The 22892-nt window shown below is 71.3% G+C and carries 18 protein-coding genes and 1 pseudogene; 12 read left to right on the top strand and 7 right to left on the bottom strand.

All coding sequences use genetic code 11. From position 1 onward, the window contains the following. Positions 1 to 101: 101 nt before the first annotated feature. Positions 102 to 268 (top strand): annotated as a pseudogene (locus ABD810_RS13175) (transposase); the annotation flags it as partial. A gap of 334 nt (positions 269 to 602) precedes the next feature. On the opposite strand, the gene ABD810_RS13170 reads toward ABD810_RS13175, so the two are convergent. Continuing rightward, the gene (locus tag ABD810_RS13170; protein WP_344938457.1) at positions 603 to 1616 is read right to left on the bottom strand and encodes a sigma-70 family RNA polymerase sigma factor; all 1014 of its coding nucleotides are present in this window, start codon (positions 1614 to 1616) and stop codon (positions 603 to 605) included. A gap of 129 nt (positions 1617 to 1745) precedes the next feature. On the opposite strand from ABD810_RS13170, the gene ABD810_RS13165 reads away from it, so the two are divergent. Then, positions 1746 to 2315: a DUF4166 domain-containing protein gene (locus ABD810_RS13165; RefSeq protein ID WP_344938455.1), complete on the top strand. Its 570-nt coding sequence runs from the start codon at positions 1746 to 1748 to the stop codon at positions 2313 to 2315. A 548-nt stretch (positions 2316 to 2863) separates the two neighbouring features. Next, entirely contained in the window at positions 2864 to 3583 is a 720-nt protein-coding gene (locus ABD810_RS13160) for a fasciclin domain-containing protein (protein ID WP_344938453.1), read from the top strand. A 134-nt stretch (positions 3584 to 3717) separates the two neighbouring features. On the opposite strand, the gene ABD810_RS13155 is transcribed toward ABD810_RS13160, so the two are convergent. After that, positions 3718 to 4314: a hypothetical protein gene (locus ABD810_RS13155; RefSeq protein WP_344938452.1), complete on the bottom strand. Its 597-nt coding sequence runs from the start codon at positions 4312 to 4314 to the stop codon at positions 3718 to 3720. Between the two features lie 12 nt (positions 4315 to 4326). Continuing rightward, entirely contained in the window at positions 4327 to 5811 is a 1485-nt protein-coding gene (locus ABD810_RS13150; protein WP_344938450.1) for a hypothetical protein, read from the bottom strand. A gap of 327 nt (positions 5812 to 6138) precedes the next feature. On the opposite strand from ABD810_RS13150, the gene ABD810_RS13145 reads away from it, so the two are divergent. The 3 genes from ABD810_RS13145 to ABD810_RS13135 are packed head-to-tail and all read left to right on the top strand — an operon-like array spanning position 6139 to position 8065. Then, positions 6139 to 6498 (top strand): GntR family transcriptional regulator, encoded by a 360-nt coding sequence (locus ABD810_RS13145; RefSeq protein ID WP_344938448.1) that lies wholly within the window; start codon positions 6139 to 6141, stop codon positions 6496 to 6498. Beyond that, positions 6495 to 7361, top strand: coding sequence for an ATP-binding cassette domain-containing protein (locus ABD810_RS13140; RefSeq protein ID WP_344938446.1), 867 nt, complete (start codon positions 6495 to 6497; stop codon positions 7359 to 7361). Before ABD810_RS13145 ends, ABD810_RS13140 begins: the two co-directional genes overlap by 4 nt. After that, on the top strand, positions 7358 to 8065 hold the full coding sequence (locus tag ABD810_RS13135) for a hypothetical protein (RefSeq protein ID WP_344938444.1): 708 nt from the start codon (positions 7358 to 7360) through the stop codon (positions 8063 to 8065). Before ABD810_RS13140 ends, ABD810_RS13135 begins: the two co-directional genes overlap by 4 nt. A 6-nt stretch (positions 8066 to 8071) precedes the next feature. Here the strand turns inward: ABD810_RS13135 and ABD810_RS13130 are convergent, their stop codons facing one another. From ABD810_RS13130 to ABD810_RS13120, 3 genes are read right to left on the bottom strand one after another with little or no spacing between them, the layout of a single operon-like run. Beyond that, entirely contained in the window at positions 8072 to 9421 is a 1350-nt protein-coding gene (locus ABD810_RS13130; protein ID WP_344938442.1) for a M20/M25/M40 family metallo-hydrolase, read from the bottom strand. Then, complete coding sequence (locus tag ABD810_RS13125; RefSeq protein ID WP_344938440.1) at positions 9418 to 11289, bottom strand: prolyl oligopeptidase family serine peptidase; 1872 nt, start codon at positions 11287 to 11289, stop codon at positions 9418 to 9420. The genes ABD810_RS13130 and ABD810_RS13125 overlap by 4 nt, the downstream gene beginning before the upstream one ends. Beyond that, positions 11286 to 12404: a C39 family peptidase gene (locus tag ABD810_RS13120; protein WP_344938438.1), complete on the bottom strand. Its 1119-nt coding sequence runs from the start codon at positions 12402 to 12404 to the stop codon at positions 11286 to 11288. The genes ABD810_RS13125 and ABD810_RS13120 overlap by 4 nt, the downstream gene beginning before the upstream one ends. Before the next feature lie 134 nt (positions 12405 to 12538). Between ABD810_RS13120 and merB the strand changes: the two genes are divergently transcribed. Next, positions 12539 to 13384: an organomercurial lyase gene (gene merB, locus ABD810_RS13115; protein ID WP_344938436.1), complete on the top strand. Its 846-nt coding sequence runs from the start codon at positions 12539 to 12541 to the stop codon at positions 13382 to 13384. On the opposite strand, the gene ABD810_RS13110 is transcribed toward merB, so the two are convergent. After that, positions 13375 to 14484 carry a DUF5925 domain-containing protein gene (locus ABD810_RS13110; RefSeq protein ID WP_344938433.1) on the bottom strand — a complete coding sequence of 370 codons (1110 nt, stop codon included), beginning with the start codon at positions 14482 to 14484 and terminating at the stop codon, positions 13375 to 13377. The two genes, merB and ABD810_RS13110, sit on opposite strands and share 10 nt — an antisense overlap. 236 nt (positions 14485 to 14720) lie before the next feature. Here ABD810_RS13110 and ABD810_RS13105 point away from each other — a divergent pair, with 236 nt between their 5' ends. From ABD810_RS13105 to ABD810_RS13085, 5 genes are all read left to right on the top strand, one after another. Next, positions 14721 to 15500, top strand: coding sequence for a peptidoglycan recognition protein family protein (locus ABD810_RS13105; protein WP_344938432.1), 780 nt, complete (start codon positions 14721 to 14723; stop codon positions 15498 to 15500). A gap of 95 nt (positions 15501 to 15595) precedes the next feature. Then, positions 15596 to 17413, top strand: a complete 1818-nt coding sequence (locus ABD810_RS13100) for a methylmalonyl-CoA mutase family protein (protein ID WP_344938430.1) — start codon at positions 15596 to 15598, stop codon at positions 17411 to 17413. Then, positions 17410 to 19599, top strand: a complete 2190-nt coding sequence (gene scpA, locus ABD810_RS13095; protein ID WP_344938428.1) for a methylmalonyl-CoA mutase — start codon at positions 17410 to 17412, stop codon at positions 19597 to 19599. Before ABD810_RS13100 ends, scpA begins: the two co-directional genes overlap by 4 nt. Then, the gene (gene meaB / locus ABD810_RS13090; protein ID WP_344938426.1) at positions 19586 to 20569 is read left to right on the top strand and encodes a methylmalonyl Co-A mutase-associated GTPase MeaB; all 984 of its coding nucleotides are present in this window, start codon (positions 19586 to 19588) and stop codon (positions 20567 to 20569) included. Before scpA ends, meaB begins: the two co-directional genes overlap by 14 nt. 264 nt (positions 20570 to 20833) lie before the next feature. Continuing rightward, the gene (locus ABD810_RS13085; RefSeq protein WP_344938424.1) at positions 20834 to 22852 is read left to right on the top strand and encodes a CehA/McbA family metallohydrolase; all 2019 of its coding nucleotides are present in this window, start codon (positions 20834 to 20836) and stop codon (positions 22850 to 22852) included. Positions 22853 to 22892: the final 40 nt, after the last annotated feature.

Below are 22892 nucleotides of genomic sequence, written 5' to 3'. Positions count from 1 at the left end.
CCCCAGGTCACAGCCCCAATCCAGAGCTGTCAGGATGCGGACCAGCAGCCGCTGATAAGAGCGTGACTCATTTGGGGGATTGGTCGTTAGATCGTTGGTGGATGGCGTTTCTTCGACGACTGGTGCCCGATGAGTCGTGGGAGACGTTCCAGCGGGTCGTTTCGCCGGCACCGACAGGGCCGCAGAGTGGTGGGCGGCGGCGGGTGGACGATCGGGTGATTTGGCGGCGATCGTCTACGTCGCCACCACCGGATGCGCCTGGTGGCAACGGTCAAAGTGCAATGGCAGCCTCCCGGTGACGTCGGCACCAGTGAGGTGAGTCCCCGGAGTATGGGTCGACTACTCGCTTCCCCTCCTCGACTGGCCGGTGATCCCCGCCGCCCCGAAGACCAAGACACGAGGTGGGACCTGACGCCATGCCATCGTCATGCCCGCCCCGTGAGGGCCTGGTATGACGAGCACCTCCTCGCATGCCACCGTCAATCCGGGGCTCTCTTCAGGCAGGCAGGAAAGCCGGGACAGGCAGGGAGTCACGACCGGCTGGGAAGCCATGAAGTCGAGAGGCGTGGGGCAACGATGAACGTGTCAGGCGCGTGCGTGGGTTACTCCACGATCTCGTCGGGGAGGCCGAAGCTTGCGAAGATCTCCGGTGTCAGGAACGAGACGACCTCGACGATCTTCGTGCCGCGCAACGCGAGCAGGTCGAGCCCCGCGGCGACGTAGGCGGCCCTGGCGTCGTCCCACATGTAGGTGCCGAACGCGAGCTGCCCGTTCGCGTGCGCCGGCAGGAAGCGCCACCGCCGGGTCAGCGGTGCGTCGACCAGGAATGCCCGGATGGCCTGGTGCCCCTCGTACCATTCAGCCAGGGGCGGCATCGCGTACCTGGCGTCGTCGGTCAGCATCGCCACGATGGCCTCGACGTCCCCGATCTCCCAGGCGGTCGCGTACTGGTCCGCCACTTTTCGAAGATCGTCTTCGCCCAGGGAACGCAGAGTCGCCTGTTGGCTGACGCCGGGAAGCCGGTCGTCGACGACCTTGCGCGCTCGCTGCAGTGTGCTGTTGACCGACGCCACGGTGGTCTCCAACAGGTCCGCGACCTCGCGCGCCGAGAATCCCAGGACCTCACGCAGGACCAGGACGGCTCGCTGGCGCGCCGACAGGTGCTGGAGCGCGGCGACGAAGGCCAGTTCCACACTCTCGCGCGCCAAATAGCGGGCCTCCGGGCTCGCATCCGCCCCGCCCAGTCTCTCGTCGGGGTACGGCTCGAGCCACGACATCTCGGCGAGTGGTGCGGCACCGGGGCTGAGATCGGTAGGAAGCTCCCGGCGGCCCCGGCGCTCGATCAGCGTGAGACACCTGTTGGTAGCGATCTTGTACAGCCAGGGCCGGATGGAGCCGCGGTTCTCGTACCGGTCGAGCCCTCGCCAGGCCCGGACCAGCGCTTCCTGCATCGCGTCCTCGGCATCGTGGACCGACCCGAGCATCCGGTAGCAGTGCGCCCGCAGCTCATCTCGGAACGGATCGACCAGACGCCCGAAGGCATCGGGATCGCCGGCCCGCGCGGCAGCCAGAATTCCAGACGCGTCGTCTCCGGGCACCGGTCCCGTCTCGTGCATCTCACCAACCTAGCCACAGCCGGTGCCGGACGAGATCGGGCGATCATCCGGTTCCGCAGGGGCGCAAAGGTGGCCGCGGTGGGAAGGACTGCGGGTAGGACGGGTGGCTCACCGGAGGGTGGCGGAGTCGTGGGGGACGGGGCGTACGCATGGATGTGGCGGTTCCACCTAGGTGATGACACGGTCAGCGGCACGGGCGTGCTGGAGGTGCGCCGTGGGCCGGGCATCCTGGGCAGGATCGCGTGCGCCGTGCTCGGGCTGCCCCGCACCTGTACGGCGGCTCCCGCGCGGGTGACCGTCCGCCGTTCCAGGGCGGCGGGACCGGCGGCGGGCGAGACCTCGATCCTCGAGCGTTGGGAACGCCGGATCGGCGCGCAGGATCTCCTCAGCGAGCAGGTCCGGATCGGTGAGCGGGGCTGGGAGCCGCACGGCCCGCTGGAGATCCGTACGCGGACCGTGGCCACTCCCACGGAGGTGAACGTGGTGCAGGAAGGCGCGGTGGTCCGGATCGGCCGCCGTGAGTTCGCGGTGCCCAAGCGGCTCGCGCCTCGCGTGTCCGCGCACGCGTGGGTGGAGACCGGCGACCGCGCGCGGATGCCACCACGGTTCCACATCGAGGTAAGGGTCACTGCGCCGCTGATCGGCGAGGTGATGTCGTATCGGGGCCACATGGACGAGGAGGCGCAGGTACGTCCGTGACAACGCGATCGAGGCAAGGGTTGAGATCTGTCCGGTCAGGATCGATCAGATTCCGTCATGCCGATCACTGCTGTCCGGGCGAGCCCGGGTGCCGCGCGGGCAAGGGGATCCGCGGACCGGCTCTCGCCGGAAGCTTGACCTCCGGCTGCCGGGGTCATGGTTCGGTCGTGGACCGATGATCGACATGGCGGACGTTTTGTCCCATGCCGTCCTGCGCATGGTCGGCGACGGTGGGTGCTCGGCGATAATGAGAGGGTCGCCCTGCGCGAGACAAGCGGACCCGCGCATGGTCGTCTTGATTGAGCGGGGGCCGCTGTCCACGGCCTTCTCATAGCGGCTGCTGTCGCTGAGTCCGCGGTCGACCCAGGGTCCCGCGGACGGGACGGGCCGGGTGGCGTCCGCCATCCTGCCGCGGGCATGGGGGCCCGCCGATCCTCAAGCGACCAGTCAGGTCGTGGGGCCCTTCCTTTCTCGTGCCGCCGCCGGTACCCGGTCGTGGCCACTCCCAAGTGACCGCCCGTCAAAGAGCGCAAAAAGGGGACAGGCACATGAACACTCGTCTTCTCGCCCTTCCGGTTGTAGCGGCCCTGTCGCTCACCGCCGGGTACAACACCGTGGCCGGCGCCAACGCCGGTGGCATCGGCACGGGCGCCGCGACGGCGACGTCGAGGCTCAACCAACCGACGCCCACGCCCACCACCTCGCCCACATCGACAGATACCACCACGCCTACCTCGACGCCCACGTCCACGGAGACCGAGACCTCCACGCCCACCGCCTCGCCCACGTCGTCCCCCTCACCCGTCGGGCCGGGCTGCGCGTCGCTGCCGGAGTCCGGTCCGGGTAGCCCGGCGGAACTCGCCAAGGAGCCGGTGGCCACGGCCGCCTCGCACGTGCCGGACCTGAGCACCCTGGTCGCCATGGCGAAGAAGGCGGGCCTGGTGGAGGCGCTGAACTCCGCGACCGACATCACCATCTTCGCGCCCAACAACGCCGCCTTCGACAAGATCCCGAAAGCCGAGCGCGACAAGCTGCTGGCGAACAGGAACGAGCTCACCAAGGTCCTGACCTACCACATCATCCAGGGGCGCAAGACCCCGGCCGACCTGGAGAAGGGCGACTTCACCACCCTGGAGGGCGACAAGCTCACGACGACCCGCTCCGGTGACAGCTACAAGATCGGCAACGCCCAGCTCGTCTGCGGCAATCTCCAGACCCGCAACGCCACGCTCTACATCATCGACTCCGTACTCAAGCCCGGGGGCTGAGCACCCCGCACGCGTGGACGACGGTCGCCGACCGTCGCGATCCGGCCGAGGACCCCGGCGTCCCGGCCGGATCCGCCCATGTTGGAAGCATGCTCCGCGTCCGCATGATCCGCGCCGGCCCGCGCGTACGGCGATCAGGTCTGCGACTGGCACAGGGGCAGGGTCTTGTCCGCAGGCGCGCAGAGCGTGATGCCGAACGGTATGCGGAGCATGGCGCGCGACCGCCCGCTGGTGTAGGTGACGACGACGCCCGTGCCGGAGGCGCTCGTGCCGTTCGGACGGGAGGTCTGCACCACCAGTTCGGAGAACTCCACACGTGAGGACCGGTCCGGCTGGCAGACCTGGGTGACGGCCTGGAGGGCCGTGGAGACCTTGCGCCGCTGCAGGCTGGTGGGCTCCCCCCAGCCCACGCCGTCGCTCCCGATGGCCCGGTAGAACGGACGCAGGGCCCAGGCCTCGACCCTGAGGTCGCCCTTCGGCCTCTCGAACCGGACATCGGTGACGTTGGCGATGCCCGCCCGGTCGAGGCAGAGGGCGAGGTTGCCGAAAAGGTATGGCTTACCCCGCTTGGTCCTGCGCAGGCCGAAGGACTGGCGGCCCGCGTCGCCCGGCTCGACCAGCCTGGCCGGCGGAGGGGAGGCGCCGGGCGGCGGCGCCTCCTCGCCCGCGCAGCACGCCGCCGTCACAAGCAGGACGCCGGTCAGGGCGGCCCGTGCCAAGAGGCCTCGCATGCTCGATGTTCCTCAGGCCTTGTGGGCTTCGACGATCGACGACAGCCGCACGCTCGTGCTCCTGTTGCCGCACAATCGCGTCATCCGGGTCGCTCTGAACGAGAGCTTCGACCGGGTGTCATAACCGCTCTGGGCGGAGGCGCTGAATCCCGCGACGCTCACCCCGCCGCCGATTCTGACATTACGCGCCTGGTCTTTGTCCCAGACGGAGGAATTCGCGTAAAGGGTGATGCAAGAGGCTTTCAGTCGCGGGTGATAGGCGCGGGCGAAACGCTTGATGGGGTCCCCGATGCTCAGCGGCACCAGGCTCCGCCTTCCGTTGCAGCTGTCGGCCAGCACTCCGTAGTTCACCGTGCCGATCGCCCAGGCGTCGGAGACCCTCGACACCGTGTGGCTGTCGCCGGCCCGCACCGACAGCGTCAGCGAGCCGCTGGAAGACCACGCGCCGTGGCCGGCCGCCGCCACGCCGAGCGTGTGGTCGGCGCCGTCCGCCTGCGTCACCGTCGCAAGGGCGCCGGACCAGGCGTAGACCCCCATGTAGGTCTCCTCGCGCCCGTTGTACCGCTTCACGATGCGCGTGACGCACGGCCCGGGGGCCGTGCCGGTCGCCGCCATCGTCCCCTCCCGCATGTGTGCCCGGGTGATGGCGCCGCCGTCGATGGCCGAGGCCACGGAGGTGAAGGCGGGGGTGCGGGGCGTCGCCTCGACCCGCCGCGCCTCGGCGGCGGCCGCCGCCCCGATCGGCTCGGACGGGCCCGGGGGAGGAGTGCGCGCCCCCTCCCGGGTCAGGTCCTCTCCCTGGGGAGCGGTCACCCAGGCGGCGGGGTCGTCGTTCGGGTCGGTGACGGTGGGACGGGCGCCGAGGTCCACGACCAGCTGCCGTGGCACCGACGCCCCCAGCGCCTCCGCCGAGGCGGTGGACCAGATGGGGGTCACCGGGCGCCCGCCCGCGGTGCCGACCACGACGACCAGCCGCTCGCTGTCGGCGCCGCGGACGACGTAGACGGGATCGCCGGGGTCACAGCCGTTGGTGACGTCAGGGCCGCACAGCTCCTCGCCGCCGATCGGGGTGGGGTGGGACGCGCGGACCACGGTGGTCGCCCAGCGGACCTCGCGATCACCGTTGGAGATCGCGACCTCCAGGTGGAGCCGGCCTCTTCCGTCGACGTAGGGGGCGGGCAGGGCCGCGGGGTCGACGTTCACGGAGAAGTGCCCATGAGAGTCGGTGCTCGCGGCGCCCACCACCAGGGTGCGCAGAACAGTTCCTTCGGGAACGTCCAGCGCGTCCCCCGCAGGGTATGCGATGGCCAGGACGTCGGCTCCGCCGACGACCGCGCGGTCCTCGGCGACCACTCCGCTGACGACGGTCGTGGCGGTCATGCCCGAGAAGGGGAAGACCACGTCGTCCGCGTGCGCCGGCCCGGTCGTCGCCTGGGTGCCCGCGGCGAACGCGGTGGCCACGACGAGCGGAACCCACCTGCGCAGGACCGGCTTCACTCTGGCATCCCCTTTCCCGACCCATGCGAATACCGTGTAAGTGATCCCGTACTAATTTGCTGTTATTTATACGGAATCGCCTTTTCGGCCGGGTCGGCCGAACCAATCGGCAAGCGTTCATTACAGGGGATGGACCCCGCTCGGTCAACGATCGCCGGCAGTGCGGCGCGTGAGCGTGGCGCGCGTCACGGCGCCGGGCACCTCGGGCCGTCCGTCCTCGCGGGCGGGCCCGGTGGGGCCGGGAATCCCGGCCGATCGAGGGTTGACCGGCCCCGGCCATGCTCCTATGGTTCGTTAGTGAAGTAATGAACCAGTGAAGCAGGTGTCATGTTCGACGACCGGAGCCCGATCTACCGGCAGATCGCCGACCACATCAAGGCGGATGTGCTGCGTGAGGCGCTGAAAGGTGACGAACAGGTCATGTCCACCAATCAGTACGCCGCGTTCTACCGGATCAACCCGGCGACCGCGGCCAAGGCGTTCCAGCAACTCGTTGACGAGGGCGTTCTGTTCAAGAAGCGAGGTATCGGCATGTTCGTCAGTCCAGACGCTCGGGAGGTGCTGAGGTCCAGGCACCGCGAGAGCTTCTTCGCCGACGTGGTCGACCCGATGGTGGCCGAGGCCAAGGCCATCGGGATCCCGCTGAGCGACGTCATCGGCCGCATCCAGGAACTGGAGGGGCGATGAGGATCGACGTCGAGGACCTGGTGCTGCGGTACGGGGACGTCACCGCGCTCGACCGGCTGACGTTGAGCCTGGAGGGCGGGAAGATCTACGGGTTACTCGGCCGCAACGGGTCCGGCAAGACCAGTCTGCTGTCGGTCCTGGCCGCCTTCCGCAAGGAGTCGGCGGGCACCGTACGGATCGACGGACAGCCGGTGTTCGAGAACGCGGGCCTCACCCGCCGGGTGAGCCTCATCCGCGACGTGGGCGAGACCATCGACATCGGCACGGTCGAGGACGCGCTCTACTTCGCCGAGTGGCTGCGCCCGAACTGGGACGCCGAATACGCCCGTACCCTGCTGGACACCTTCGGGCTCACGCCGAAGGCGAAGGTCAAGTCCATGTCGAAGGGGCAGCGTTCGGCCATGGGCGTCCTTGTGGGCCTGGCCGGCCGGGCGCCGCTGACCATGTTCGACGAGTCGTACCTGGGCATGGACCCGCCCTCTCGTTACGCCTTCTACGACGCCCTGCTCGCCGACTACATGGCCCACCCCCGCACGATCATCCTGTCGACCCACCTCATCGAGGAGGTCAGCTCGCTGTTCGAGGAGGTCGTCATCATCGACCACGGACGCCTGGTCGTGCACGAGGAGACCCAGACGCTGCTGTCCAGGGGCACGGCCGTGACCGGGCCGGCCGAGCAGGTCGACACCTTCACCCACGGGCTGACCGTGCTCGGCGCCAAGCAGCTCGGGCCCACCAAGTCGGCGATGCTCTACGGCGACCTCGACGACGCCCGGCGCAGGAAGGCCGTCGAGGCCGGGCTGGAGCTCGGGCCGATCGCCATGCAGGACCTGTTCATCCACCTCACCGGAGAGCCGAAATGAGATTCCCCAGCCGCCTGCTGCTCGCGAACATGGTGTTCGCCCTGATGCTCTGGGCCGGGTTCTTCGTGCTCGTCGTCGCGGTCACTGTGGGCATCGCGGTCTTCGGCACGCTCAACGAGAGCGTGTGGGAGAAGGCCGTCCAGGTGACCCGCTGGTACGCCCTGTTCGTCGGGGTGGCCCTCGTCCGCGAGTTCCTGCCGATGTACATCGCGCACGGGCAGACCCGCCGGCAGTTCGGCGCGCAGGCGGCCGTCACCGTCGCCCTCTTCGCGCCGTTCCTGTCCGCCCTGATGGCCGTCGGATACCTGCTGGAGACGGTGCTGTACAACCTCGCCGGCCGGCCGCAGGCTCTCGGGCGCGCCCACCTGTACGCCGAGCCGACGCAGGTGCCGCTCGTCCTGATCGAGTACCTGGTGGAGTTCCTCGCCTGGATCGTCGCCGGCGCCCTCGTCGGGGCCGGCTTCTACCGCTGGCAGGGAGGCGGCCTGCTCACGATCCCGATCGGGGTCGGCCTCGTCGTGCTCGCGGAGGGCGCGATCGGCACGGAGCTCCGGCTGCCGTTCCTCGGGTCCCTCCCCCTCCGCGTCGACCTTCCGCAGTCGCTCGCCCTGACGCTCGGCACCGGCCTCGGCACCTTCCTGCTCGGCCTCCTCCTGGTCTGGGCGGTGATCCGCGACGTACCGCTGCGCAACCGCCTGTCGTGAGAGGGCTCAGCCGGCGCGGGACGTCAGCAGGCGGTCGAGCACGCGCACGCCGAACTCCAGGCCCGCGACCGGCACCCGCTCGTCCACGCCGTGGAACATCCCGAAGTAGTCGAGGCCCGGGTCCAGCAGCAGCGGCGCGAAGCCGTACCCCCTGATGCCGATCTGGGCGAAGGACTTGGCGTCGGTGCCGCCGGTCATGACGTACGGCACCGGGCGCCCCGCGGGATCCTCGGCGAGCAGCGCGGCGCACAGCTCGTCGAACAGGCCCTCGGTGGGGGAGGCCACACCGTCGTCGAGGGTGACGAACTCCCGGCTGACCTTCGGGCCGAGCAGCTTGTCGATCGTCTCCAGGAACTCCTCGCGGAAGCCGGGCAGGAACCTGCCGTCGACGTGGGCCTGGGCCGTGCCGGGGATGACGTTGACCTTGTAGCCCGCGTCGAGCATGGTGGGGTTGGCCGAGTTGCGGATGACGCCTTTGAACAGCGTGCCGGCCTGGCCGAGGCGCTCGATCTCCTCGTCGAGCCGGTCCAGGTCGATCGTGGTCCCGAGCTCCCTGCCGAGAGCCTCGATGAGGGCTGCCACGGCGGGGGTGAGCCGCACGGGCCAGCGGTGGTCGGCGAGGCGGGCGAGGGCCCGGCACAATTCGGCCACCGGGTTGTCCACCGGGGGCTTGGATCCGTGCCCGGCCACACCGTGGGCGGTGACCTTCATCCAGGCCGTGCCGCGCTCGCCCACCGCCACCGGATAGAGGCGCAGATCCTCGGAGGAGAGGCCGGCCCGCGCCGGGGAGGGGACCTGGACCGCGCCGGAGCCGATCGCGCCGCCCGGGACGGTCACGCTGAAGCCGCCCGACTCGCTGATGGCCTCGGTGCAGCCCTCGAACAGGTCGCGGTGCCGGGTGACGGCATAGCCGGCGCCGTACTCCCCGGTGGCCTCCTCGTCGGCGAGGAACGCCAGCACGATGTCCCGCTTGGGGCGCCGCCCGAGCCTGGCCCACTCGCGGACCAGCGCCAGCGTCATGGACAGCGCGCCCTTCATGTCCACCGCGCCGCGCCCGTGCACGCACCCGTCGGCGATCTCGCCCGAGAACGGGTGCAGCCTCCACTCCGAGGGGTCGGCGGGGACGACGTCGAGGTGGCCGTGGATGAGGAGGGCATCCGGGTCGTCTCCGGGGATGCGCGCCACCACGCTGGTGCGCCGGGGTGCGGACTCGAACACCACCGGCTCGACGCCGGTGTCGGCGAGCAGCCCCGCGACGTGTTCGGCGGCCACTCGCTCTCCCGAGCCGTCCGGCGTGCCGTCGTTGGTCGTGTCGATCCTCAGCAGGTCCGAGCAGATGCTTGCGACCTCGGTCACATTTGTCCTTTCAGTGTGAGCCGCGGCACTTCGGGAGTGGGGAAGCCGAAGATGAGCCCGTAGAAGGCAAGCTCGGCTTCGAGTGCCGCGACGATGGTTTCCTCTCTTCTCCAGCCGTGCTGTTCCCCAGGGAAGGTCATGTAAGCCCACCGGCCGCCGTGCTCGTCGAGCGCGGCGATGAACCGCTCGGCCTGGCCGGGGTCCACGATGGCGTCCTCCAGGCCGTGCATCAGCAGGGCGGGCCCGGACGCCTGAGCGGCGTGCAGGGTGGGCGAACGGTCGAGGTAGCGTTGGCGGGTCTCCGGCAGCGGGCCGATCAGGCCGTCCAGGTACCGCGACTCGAAGTCGTGGGTCTCTCTCGCCCAGCCCTCGGGATCGGTGATCGCGTAGTGGGCGACCGCGCCCCGGAAGACGTCGCTGTGCACGAGCGCGGCGACGGAGGTCCAGCCCCCCGCGCTGCCGCCCCTGATCGCGGTGCGTTCGGGGTCGGCGAGCCCGGCCGCCGCCAGGCCGCGGGCGACGGTCTCGCTGTCGCGCACGTCGACGACGCCCCAGTTGTGCCGCAGCCGCTCGCGGTAGGCCCTGCCGTACCCCGTGGAGCCCCCGTAGTTCACCTCGGCGACGCCGATTCCCCTGCTGGTGAAGTACGCGATCTCCAGGTCGAACACCATCGGGCTGGAGCCGGTCGGGCCTCCGTGCACGAACATCACGTAAGGCGCCGGGGTGCCGGCCTCGGCCCCGGCAGGCGGGTACACATGGGCGTGCACGCCGTCGAAGACCATCGCCTCGGGCACCGGCAGCACCGACGGGTCGGGGAGCGCCTTGGCGGGGGAGAGCACCTCATGCGCGCCGGTGGCCAGGTCGACGCGGACGATCTCGAACGGTTTGTGCGGCGAGCCGCCCACGGCGACGGCGCTCGACCCGTCGGGGGAGGCGGACACCGTCGGCGCCCAGTAGGTGTAGGACCCGCCGACGTCGGTGATCTCGCCGGTGGCGGGGTCCAGCACGCCCAGGCGCTTGCCGTCGGCCGTGCCGTACATCGTGACGATCAGGTCGCCCGCGAGCGTGAACCACGTGTAGCCGAGCTTCCAGGCCGCGTCGCCGAACTCCTTCGGCATCGGGGTGAGGTTGCGCGGGGGACTGCCGTCGAGCGGGACCAGGTGGATGTTCCACCAGCCGGTCGGGTCGGTCACCGCGTACAGCGCGCCGTCGTCGCGCCATTCGGCCTGCGCCACGGCCTCCTCCGGCCCGCCGGCCACGACACGGTACGGCCCGGCGGTGCCGTCGTCCTGAAGCGGGGCCACGCACAGCGAGGTGCCGTCCCAGGGCATGTTGGGATGGTCGTACCCGATCCACGCCACCTGGCCGCCGCCGGGGGAGACACGCGGGTTCATGATGAAGTGCTGCGCCTTGAGCACCACGCGGGCCGGTCCGCCGTCGAGCGGCACCGCCACCAGGTCACGCCGGTCCTCGGTCTCCCGCACGCACCAGACCTCGTCGCCCTGGACCACCAGGTCGGCGTAGCGGGACGGTCCCAGCGGGGTGAGCGGCACGGGGTCGCCCCCGGGCGCGCACCGGTAGAGCCGCTGGTCCGCCCAGTTGGTGAAGACCAGCCCGCCGTCCGGGAGCGGCCGCCAGGAGCGCCCGCCGTACTCGATCACCCGGTTGCGGGCGTTCCAGCCCTGGGGCAGGACGTCGTGGACGCCGCCGTCCGGACCGCGCCGCACGACGCAGCGCCGCCCGCCCTCGGCCGGGCGCGGCTCGTCCCACCACACCTCCTCGCCGTCGGGAGCAGGCACGATCTCCACCCAGAACGGGCGGTCGTCCACGCGTGCGACGTCGGCGGCAGTGATAGGAGACTTGATCACCAGTTGCCCTCTGAAGGTGGGAGTGGGATGTCGTGCGGGTGGACGATATGGACGATTCCCCCGCTGCTGGTCGAGCGTAACCAAACGTTCTCGAAAGCGGCCCGAGGATAGACTCTCTTGACCATCTCGTCGGACATCGCCGCCGGATCGTTGGCGATGACGTCACCGTCCGGGGTGAAGCCGGTCACCACCATGATGTGGCCACGCGTGGAGTACCCCGCGCCCGGAAGCTCGTGCTCCTTGAACGACTGCGAGGTGATCACCGGGATACCGGCGCCGATGAAGCGTTCCAACTCGGCGAGCGAGCGCAGGCGGGTGACGAAGCCGCACAACCCGTACCGCCCAGCGTAGGCGACCCCGAAGGGCCAGTTGCCGGTGCCCTGGTAGCTGTGGTCGTACATGTCGCGGGCCGCGTGGTCCACGGCGGGGCACGGGTCGGCGGGGTCCACGAACGTGAGGTCGTCGGCGGCCGGCCCGCGCTCCCAGTACTGGAGCACCATCGTCATCGAGGCCGGGCTGCACCAGGAGTCGCCGCCCCCGCCCCACTCGAGGTAGTGCCCGGCGTGGGTCTTCTGGCTGCGCGGCGGCACCTTGAGCTCGATCCCCAGCGCCTCGCCGGGAGGGCTGACCGGAACGCTGGCGCGCGTGGGCACCGCCGAGGCCATCACTCCGACGGTGTGCACGGCCGCCTCCGTCCCGTGCAGCGTGATCCGCAGCCGGTACGCCGAGACCGGGCGGGTGGCGACGAAGGTGTCGACCGCGACGTCGCCGTCCTCGTCGCCCTGTCCGGGCAGCGAGGTGCGGTGGATGTCGTCGCCCCCTTCCGCCCACCGGCCCATGTCGTACCACTTGGTCAGGCCGCCGATGACGGTGCGCGCCTGGAGCTCGACCCGCAGCCAGGCGCCCTTGGGCGCGGTGGCCGTCCATGAGGGGACCAGCTCGGTCGCGGGGAAGCCGATGGCCCGCTCCTCGGAGGTCCAGCGCGTGTAGGGCCAGGTGGTGCTCTCGCTGCCGAAGGGGTCGAGGTAGCAGGTCACGCCGCTCTCCGAAGGGACCACGGAGGTCCATCGGTGGAAGACGAGACGGTGCGGATCGGCGGGAGACGGGATGACCACCTTGCAGATTCTTGTTTTGGGCTCTGAGCGGCGCATCGGATGGTTTACGTATCCGTGACCGACCCTGCTCACCCCGCTCGGCTGACCGAGGGCTCTCGGCATCGGCCTAGGTCACGGTGGGTATCGTCAGGGTTATGCACGATCTCGCAGACGTGCGGGTGTTCGTCTACCGGCGGTTCGCCGAGCGGGGCGAGCCCCCGCGTCCGGACGAGGTGGCCGCCGAGTTCGGCATGGAACCGGCCGCGGCGCTCGACGTCCTCCGGGCGCTGCACGACGCCCATCTGCTCGTGCTCGACGACGACCGCAGCCAGATCGTCATGGCCCACCCGTGGTCGGCGGTGCCGCTCGGCTTCGTGGTCGCCGGCGACCGGGTCAAGTGGTGGGGCGGCTGCGCCTGGGACTCGTTCGCGATTCCCGCGCTCGTCGGCGAGGAGTGCATGGTCGCGACCCACTGCCCCGGCTGCGGCAAGGCGCTCGCGCTCGACGTGTGCCCCGATGAGCCCCCGACGATCGACCTGGTCGCGCACTTCCTGGTCCCCATCCCGCGCATGTGGGACGACGTGATGTACGCCTGCGGGCACCAGTCGCTGTTCTGCTCCGAGGAGCACGTGGGGCGGTGGCTGCGCCAGACCCGCAACCCCCGGGGAGTGATCCTCGACATGCGCACCCTGTGGCTGCTCGCCACCCGGTGGTACGCCGGACGGCTCACCAGGGAGTACCGCCGGCGCACCCCCGACGAGGCGCGCGCGCTGTTCCAGGAACTCGGCCTGGTCGGCCCGTTCTGGGGGAACGAGCGACCGCCCGCCGCCCCCGCCATGACGCGCCCGGAGCTTCGGACCCTGTCCCGCACCGAGCCGGCCCTGCTGGCGCGATCCGATCCGACGCTGATGTCGCCGGCGGCGCACCCCCGGCAGGAGGGGCAGGGGGACCATCCCCCGCACGACCGGCCGTCGGCGTGCCCGGCACCCGATCAGAGGTAGAGGCCGGTGGTCTCCGCGGGTGCGGCCGGGAGGGTGGAGGCCCTTCCGGAGCGCAGGGCGAACAGCTCCGCCAGCGTCGCCCCCGAGGAGCCGACGCCGTCCGCGGAGCCGAGCCACGCGCGGGCCTCGTCGGCCGACAGGCGGCCCGCCTCGATCTGCGACAGGCAGCGTCCCGGACGCACGACCGCCGGGTGCAGCCTGGCGAGGTCCTCGTTGGTGGTCACGGCCACAAGGACGTCCCTGCCCTGGCCGAGGAGCCCGTCGGTCAGGTTGAGCAGGCGCGACAGCCCCTGACCCGTGACCTCCTTGGCCTCGGCGCGGATCAGTTCGTCGCAGTCCTCCAGCACCAGCAGCCGCCAGCGGTGGTCGTCGTCGTCGGAGTCGTACCCGACGGCGACCTCCATCAGGTAGCCCGGGTCGGCGAACAGCCGCTCGGGATCGAGCACGCAGTCCACCTGGCACCACTTGGCCCACTCCATGGCCAGGGCGCGCAGGGCCGTGGTCTTGCCGGTTCCCGGCGGGCCGTGCAGGAGGATGAGCCGCCCGTTGACGTCGGACGGGGTCACCGTCATGAGGCTTCCCAGCGACTCGCCGGCCGCCCGCGAGTAGTTGCCCCGGATCGCCGGCCAGCGCGGCGCGGTGATCGGGCGCTGGGTACGGCGCGGCCCGTGGGCCCCGGTCCACCAGAATCCCATGTCGACGTGGTCGGCCTCCTGGGGAGGCGGCTCGACCGCGTCCTTGGTGGCCTCCTCCAGCACCGACCGCGCGAGCTCGTCGCTGACGGCGGTCACGGTGAGCACGGCGGAGCGGTTGCGGAACCGGACCACCCTGAGGGTCCAGCCGTCCCCGCAGGCCAGGCGCGAGTCGCGGCCGTCGTCCTCCTTCGCGGCACGGGTCAGCCGGGCGCGCGCGGGCATGAGCGAGGCGTCGGGACGCACCCTCTCCAGGTTGGCGGAACGTGCCCAGGGCTGGTTCCCGGTGGCGAACGGGGACAGTGCCAGGGCGTCGATGACATCGATCGGCGAGTCACCGTCGTCGAGCCACACCTTCATCGGCAGGGCTTCGGCGGCGGGGAAACGAACCTCCTCCACAACGGACATATATTCATGATTCAGCCCAGTGGCGGGTGGAGTCCAAGGATTTTCCCGCAAGTACCGCTAAATCAATGCGGTATAGCTAACGGACATCCGCGAACTAACACATATGGTCATGTGTCCATGGTTAGGGTTGCTCACGCGGATCGGTCCACTGTGAGACCGCTAGGGCTGGTTTGGTGGCCCGATGGAAGGACAGTGGACCTTCAGTCCTAAATGCTCGTCCCCCTGGGAGAAGATTCGTGGCCATCGACCTTGTGTCGCGTGCAGACTGGGGCGCCCGCGCCCCGCGCGGCTCCTATACGAACCTGACGTCCACCAAGGGCATCAAGGTGCACTACACCGGTGGCCGGGTCGACCCGGCGATCGTGAACGACCACGCCAAGTGCGTCGCCATGGTGAAATCCATCCAGAGCTTCCATATGGACGGAAACGGCTGGCTCGACATCGGCTACAGCATGGCGGCCTGCCCGCACCGCAAGGTCTTCGTCGGCCGCGGCCCCGGGCACCTGCCCGCCGCCAACGGCCCGGGCCTGAACTCCGGGCACTACGCCGTGCTCGGCCTTGTGGGCAACTCCGGGCTGGTCAAGCCGCCGGACGGCATGCTCGACGGCATCGTGGACGCCATCGAGTACCTGCGTGACAAGGGAGGCGCGGGCAAGGAGATCAAGGGCCACCGCGACGGATACTCCACCGACTGCCCCGGCGCCGCGCTGTACGAGTGGGTGAAGAAGGGGGCCCCGCGCCCCGGCGGCCAGCCCGGGCCCACCGACCCCGACCCGGTGCGGCACCCGAGGTTCCCCGGCAGGCTGCTGAAGTACCCGCCGGTCATGCGCGGCGAGGACGTGCGCACCTGGCAGGCCCAGATGGACAAGCGCGGCTGGACCATCGACGTGGACGGGGCATACGGACCCGGGTCGCGGGAGGTCTGCCGCGACTTCCAGCAGGAGCAGCGCCTCGGCGTCGACGGCGTGGTGGGCAAGATCACCTGGGATGCCGCCTGGGAGGCCCCGATCGGCTGAGCACCGCCGATCGCCTGAAGGGACAGGGGGACCCCGACGCGTGACAGGGGTCCCCGAAGTGTCGTCCCGAGACGGCAACGCCTACGATCCGTGACATGACGGTGCAGCCCGAGGAATTCCATCCGGCCGCCGATTTCCCGCCGGGCACGCGGGAAGACTGGCGGCGGCTCGCCCTGGGCGTGCTGCGCAGATCCGGCGCCGAGGTCGACTCGCCCGAAGAGGCGCTGGCCTTCACCACCTACGACGGCGTGACGCTCTCCCCGCTGTACGACGCGGCGGACCTGCCCGGCGACCCCGGTGTGCCCGGTGCCGCCCCCTTCATCCGGGGCGTCCGGGCCGCGGGCGGCGCGCTGTCCGGGTGGGACGTGCGCCAGCGTCACGCCGACCCCGACCCGGCCCGCACCCGCGAGGCCGTGCTGGCCGACCTGGAGAACGGCGTCACCTCCATCTGGCTCGTGCTCGGCGACGGCGGGCTCGACCCCGCCGCGCTGCCCCAGGTGCTGGACGGGGTCTACCTCGACCTCGCCCCCGTCGTGCTCGACGCGGGGGCCCGCACGGCCGAGGCCGCGGAGGCGTTCCTGCGGCTCGCCGCCGAACGCGGCATCGCCTCTGCGGGGGCGAACCTCGGTGCCGACCCCATCGGCCTGCGGGCCGCCACCGGCACGGCCGTCCCGCCGGCGGGTGCCGTCGAGCTGGCCCGGCGCGCCCGGGAGGTCCCCTCCGTGCGGGCGATCACCGTCGACGCCACGCCGTACCACGACGCCGGCGGGAGCGACGCGGAGGAGCTCGGCTGCTCCATCGCCACCGGAGTCGCCTACCTGCGCGCCCTCACCGACGGCGGCCTGACGGTGGAGGAGGCGTTCGGGCAGATCGAGTTCCGGTACGCGGCCACGGCCGACCAGTTCCTCACGATCGCCAAGTTCCGGGCCGCGCGGGCTCTCTGGGCCCGCGTCGCCGAGGCCTGCGGCGTCCCCGCCCACGGAGGGCAGGTCCAGCACGCGGTCACCTCTTCGGCGATGATGACCGGCCGTGATCCCTGGGTGAACATGCTGCGCACCACGCTGGCCTGCTTCGGCGCCGGCGTCGGCGGCGCGGACGCCGTCACCGTGCAGCCCTTCGACGCGCGCCTGGGCCTGCCCGACACCTTCGCCAGGCGCATCGCCCGCAACACCCAGTCGCTGCTGGTCGAGGAGGCCAACGTCGCCAGGGTCGTCGACCCGGCGGGCGGCTCCTGGTACGCCGAGCGGCTCACCGCCGACCTGGCGGGCAAGGCCTGGGAGTGGTTCCAGGAGATCGAGCGCGCGGGCGGCGCGGAGGCGGCCCTGGAGCGGCTGGTCCCCGAGCGGCTCGCCGCCACCTGGGCGCGCCGCTCCCGCAACATCGCCCGCCGCAGGGACCCCATCACCGGCGTCAGCGAGTTCCCGCACGTGGACGAGCGGCGTCCCGCCCGCGAGCCGGCGCCCGAGCGTCCCGGAGGCGGCCTGCCCCGGGTGCACTACGCGCAGGGCTTCGAGGAGCTGCGCGACGCCGCCGACCGCGCCGAGGCCCGGCCCGTGGTCTTCCTGGCGACCATCGGCCCGGTGGCGGCCTCCACCGCGCGAGCCTCGTTCGCGGCGAACCTGTTCCAGACGGGCGGCATCGCCACCGTCCTGAGCGGCCCGTCCACCGACCCCGCCGAGATCGCCGAGGCCTTCCGGCGTGGCGGCACCACCGTGGCCTGCCTGTGCTCCAGCGACAGGCTGTACGACGAGCACGCGGCGGCGGTCGCGGCCGAGCTCAGGCGGGCGGGGGCGAGAAAGGTGTGGCTGGCGGGGAAGGGTGAGCATGAGGGCGTGGACGCTCGCCTGTACGCCGGGTGTGACGTCCTGGACGTGCTCCGCACCACGTTCGACGATCTTGGGGTGACCGTATGATTCCCGACTTCTCCGGCATTCCCCTCAGCTCCGGTACTCCGGGCGACGGGCCCCCCGGCCTCGACCGCTGGGCGCGGGCCGTGCAGGACCAGGTCGGCAAGAGCCCCTCCGACCTGACGTGGGACACGCCCGAGGGCATCGGCGTCAAGCCGCTCTACACCGCCGAGGACCTCGACGGGCTCGACTTCCTGTCGACCTACCCCGGCATGGCGCCGTTCCCGCGCGGTCCCTACCCGACGATGTACGTCACCCAGCCGTGGACGATCCGCCAGTACGCCGGGTTCTCCACGGCCGAGCAGTCGAACGCCTTCTACCGGCGCAACCTGGCCGCAGGGCAGAAAGGGTTGTCGGTCGCCTTCGACCTGGCCACCCACCGGGGCTACGACTCCGACCACCCGCGCGTGGGCGGCGACGTCGGCATGGCCGGGGTGGCCATCGACTCCATCTACGACATGCGGCAGCTGTTCGACGGCATCCCCCTCGACCGCATGAGCGTGTCGATGACCATGAACGGCGCGGTGCTGCCGGTGCTCGCGCTCTACATCGTGGCCGCCGAGGAGCAGGGGGTGGCCCCCGAGCAGCTCGCCGGGACCATCCAGAACGACATCCTCAAGGAGTTCATGGTCCGCAACACCTACATCTACCCGCCCGGCCCGTCGATGCGGATCATCTCCGACATCTTCGCGTTCACCTCCGAGCGCATGCCGAAGTTCAACTCCATCTCGATCTCCGGCTACCACATCCAGGAGGCCGGGGCCACGTGCGACCTGGAGCTGGCGTACACGCTGGCCGACGGGGTCGAGTACCTGCGGGCGGGGGTCGGGGCCGGGCTCGGCGTCGACGCGTTCGCGCCGCGCCTGTCGTTCTTCTGGTGCATCGGCATGAACTTCTTCATGGAGGTCGCCAAGCTCCGCGCCGCCCGGCTGCTCTGGGCCAAGCTGGTCAAGGGCTTCGGCGCCGAGAACCCCAAGTCGCTGTCGCTGCGCACCCACTGCCAGACCTCCGGCTGGTCGCTGACCGCGCAGGACTTCTTCAACAACGTGGTCCGCACATGCGTGGAGGCGATGGCGGCGACCCAGGGGCACACCCAGTCGCTGCACACCAACGCGCTCGACGAGGCGCTGGCCCTGCCCACCGACTTCTCGGCCCGCATCGCCCGGAACACCCAGCTTCTGCTCCAGCAGGAGTCGGGCACCTGCCGGGTGATCGACCCCTGGGGCGGCAGCGCGTACGTCGAGCGGCTGACCTACGAGCTGGCGCGCCGGGCCTGGGAGCACATCCAGGAGGTCGAGCAGGCGGGCGGCATGGCCAAGGCCATCGACGCGGGCCTGCCCAAGCTGCGCATCGAGGAGGCCGCCGCCCGCACGCAGGCGCGCATCGACTCCGGCAGGCAGCCGGTGATCGGCGTCAACAAGTACCGCGCCGGGTCCGACGAGGACATCGAGGTGCTCAAGGTCGACAACACCTCGGTGCGCGCCCAGCAGATCGAGAAGCTGCGCCGGCTTCGCGAGGAGCGCGACGAGCAGGCGTGCCGGGACGCGCTCGCGGCCCTCACCCGGGGCGCCGCGGGAGAGGGCAACCTCCTCGCCCTCGCCGTCGACGCCGCCCGTGCGAAGGCCACCGTCGGGGAGATCTCCGACGCGCTGGAGGAGGTCTTCGGACGGCACGCGGGGCAGATCCGTACCATCTCAGGGGTGTACCGGGAGGAGGCGGGCGACGCCGCCTACATCGAGAAGGTCCGGGCCGCGTGCGCCGCGTTCGAGCGGGAGGAGGGGCGCAGGCCCCGCATCCTGGTCGCGAAGATCGGCCAGGACGGGCACGACCGGGGGCAGAAGGTGATCGCCACGGCCTTCGCCGACCTGGGGTTCGACGTGGACGTGGGCCCGCTGTTCCAGACCCCGGGCGAGGTCGCCCGCCAGGCCATCGAGGCCGACGTGCACGTGGTCGGCGTCTCGTCGCTCGCGGCCGGTCACCTCTCGCTGGTGCCCGAGCTGCGCGACCGGCTCGCCGCCCTGGGCCGCGACGACATCATGATCGTCGTGGGCGGGGTGATCCCGCCGGACGACTTCCAGGCGCTGCGCGAGGCCGGCGCCGCCGCGATCTTCCCGCCGGGCACGGTGGTCGCCGACGCGGCCCTCGACCTGCTGCGCGACCTCTCCGCCCGGCTGGGTCATGCCACCGCTTGAGGACTACGTCCAGGGGGTGCGTGAGGGCGCCGTCGGCTGGATCGCACGGGCGATCACCCTGGTGGAGTCCTCGCGGCCCGACCACCGCGAGCTCGCCCAGCGCCTGCTGATCGAGCTGACCCCCCTGTCCGGCAAGGCCAGGAGGGTCGGCGTCACCGGCGTGCCCGGGGTGGGCAAGTCGACCTTCATCGACGCGCTCGGCGTCCACCTGACGGGACAGGGGCACCGCGTCGCCGTGCTCGCCGTCGATCCCTCCTCCACACGCACCGGCGGCAGCATCCTGGGCGACAAGACCCGCATGGGACGGTTGTCGGCCGACCCCAACGCCTACATCCGGCCCTCGCCGACCTCCGGCACCCTCGGCGGCGTCACCAAGGCGACCCGCGAGGCCATGGTGGTCGTGGAGGCGGCCGGATTCGACACCGTCCTGGTGGAGACCGTGGGGGTCGGGCAGTCGGAGATCGCGGTCGCCGAGATGGTGGACACCTTCCTGCTCCTCACCCTGGCGAGGACCGGCGACCAGCTCCAGGGCATCAAGAAGGGCGTGCTGGAGCTGGCCGACGTCATCGCGGTCAACAAGGCCGACGGCCCTCACGAGATGGACGCGCGCAAGGCCGCCAGGGAGCTGGCGGGAGCCCTCCGGCTGCTTCGGGCGAGCGGCGGCTCGTGGAGCACCCCGGTGCTGACCTGTAGCGGGCAGGAGGGCACCGGACTCGACGAGCTGTGGCGGCACATCATCCGCCACCAGGACGTCATGGAGGCCTCCGGCGAGCTCACGGCCAAGCGCCGCCGCCAGCAGGTCGGCTGGACCTGGACGCTGGTGCGCGACCGGCTGCTGACCCGGCTGAAGGAGAACCCCGAGGTGACCGCGATCGCCGCCGAGGTGGAGCGGGAGGTGCTCGAGGGCACCCTCACCCCCGCCCTCGCCGCCGACCGCATCCTCGCCGCCTTCGACCACCAGCCCGCCTGACCGCCCCCTCCGGGCAGGCGCGGACCCTCCAGCCGGTGGATCACCTCGCGCCTCGACCGGCTCGGTCCCGGCTACACCGGCCTGCTAGGCTGATCAGGCATCCCGGACGTCTCACCCCAAGGTCGGCCAATGTGGTGACCTTCTACGGTTGCTGACGAAGCCACATCCAGGTGGCAAGAAACCTCTCCCTCGTCCGGGGCCCGCGGCGTCCGATTCGCGTCACCGGTGTGACCATGACGGCACATCGGGTTACGGGAGGTCCGCGTGGATGAGGATCTGATGCTTCCGGACGTCGTGGCCGAAGCGCTGCGCGAGTACCGCCGGGCGCTGGCCGAACACGGGATGAGCTGGGGAGAGCCCAAGATCCCATACGTGAGGCTGATGAGCGTCTCGCGCTTCGTCGACGAGGAGAGGTTCTTCCGGGTCGCCTTCGCCCGGGTACGGGCCGAGCGGCCGGACGCCACCCTCGCCGAACACGAGGCGCTCGTGCGCGAACTGGACTTCGACGAGGTGCTGCGGGACGCGCTCGGCGGGGCACCGCCCGGCGGGGCGGCCGTGCTGCGGCTGCGGGAAGGCGGCTGCGAGCTGGAAGGGCGGCCGCGCATCGTGCTCGACGCGCGGCCGGTGCCGGTGAGCCTGCTGCTCGACAACGCCCGCACGTCGCCGGCGGAGGTCCGCGCCGGTGGCGTGCGGTACCACCTCGCCCCCGGCGGGGCCCGCCTGATCGACCTGGACACCGCCACCGAGGTGAGCGTGGGCGCGGGCGGCGAGCGTGCCGGCCTGTCGGGGCTGGTCCGCCTCGCCGCCCGGGCGCGGCTGCGGGTGCGGGCCGGGTTCCCGTGCCGGTGGAGCGTGTGGACCGAGGGCGGCCAGGGCTGGTTCCCGGAGGGGACGCCGGCCAGGTACGACTACCACGGCACGCCGTACTTCCACGGCGACGACATCGTGCTGGACGTCCCCGCCGAGCCGCTGACCGTCCGGGTGACGCGCGGGATGGAGTACGACGTCGCCGAGACGGCCCTCACCCCCTCGGGCGAGACCCTCGTCGAGCTGACTCCGGCGCGGATGTACGACGCGGCGGCCAGGGGATGGTACGGCGCGGACCTGCACGTCCACCTCAACTTCGTCGGGGACGTCGTGGCCACGCCGCAGATGGCCGCGGCCGCGCAGCACGGTGAGGACCTGCACGTGCTCAACCTCCTCGCCGCCAACGTGTCCGGCCCGCGCGTCCTGGACAGGGAGGCGCTGGAGCACTGGGCGGGGCGGGACCTGCCCTGGTCGGACGCCACCCACCTCGCCCGCATGGGCGTGGAGTACCGCGACGACCTGCTCGGGCACCTCCACGCCTTCGGGGTCACCGCCCCGCCGAGCCGCTACCACGCCGGGTTCGCCGGTGCTCCCGACTGGCCCCCCACCAGCGTCGCCTGCCGGGAGCTTCGCGATCTGGGGGCGATCGTCGGCTACGCGCACTCGTTCAAGTCGCCCGTCGAGACCCCGGCCGACGTCTTCGGCACCGGCCGGCCGCAGTGCTCGGCCCGGATGGCCGTGGTCGACGCCGCACTCGGCCTGGTCGACAGCATGGAGATCCTGCACTACGCCTCCGCCGCCGGATCCTCGGCGGTGTACCGCCGCCTGCTCGGAGCGGGCAACCGGCTGGCCGCCGTCGCGGGCACCGACTCGATGCTGTCCTTCACCCGCCAGCGGATGGAGATGGTGGCGAGCCCGCCGGGCTGGGAGCGGACCTACGCCAAGGTGGCGGGGCCGCTGACCGCCGTCTCCTACGCCGAGGCCGTCCGCCATGGGCGGACGTTCGCCACCACGGGCCCGTTCGTCGAGCTCACCGTGGACGGTCACGAGCCGGGGGACACCCTCGACCGCGCGCCCGGCGACCGGGTGAGGGTGAGCGTGCGGGTCATCGGCCCGGAGGTGGAGCGGCTGACGATCCGCACGGCGGACGGCGTGCTGGCCGAGGGACCGCCCGGTGAGCTCACGGCCGAGCTCGTCGTCGGCGGGCCGACCTACGTCCTCGCCCTGGCCGAGGGCGGCCCGCACCCGCGGTCGCTGTTCAGCGGCGTGTTCGCGCACACCAGCCCCGTCTACCTGAACGTGCGGGGCCGGGCGGTGGCCCGTGCCGAGGACCTCCACTGGTGCCTGGAGTGGCTCGACCTGCTGGAGGAGCTGATCCGCGGCCGGGCGCGGCTGGACACCAAGGAGCAGCTCGACGACTACCTCCGCCTGGTCGACGAGTCCAGGCGCGTCTACCTCTCCCGGCTACCGGCCTGACCCGTCTGGAGTTATCGCCTGTGTTCCGTTGCTCATCCCT

Source organism: Sphaerisporangium flaviroseum (genome assembly GCF_039537005.1).
GTDB classification, from domain to species: Bacteria; Actinomycetota; Actinomycetes; order Streptosporangiales; family Streptosporangiaceae; genus Sphaerisporangium; species Sphaerisporangium flaviroseum.
This window is presented reverse-complemented; position numbering and strand designations above follow the sequence as displayed.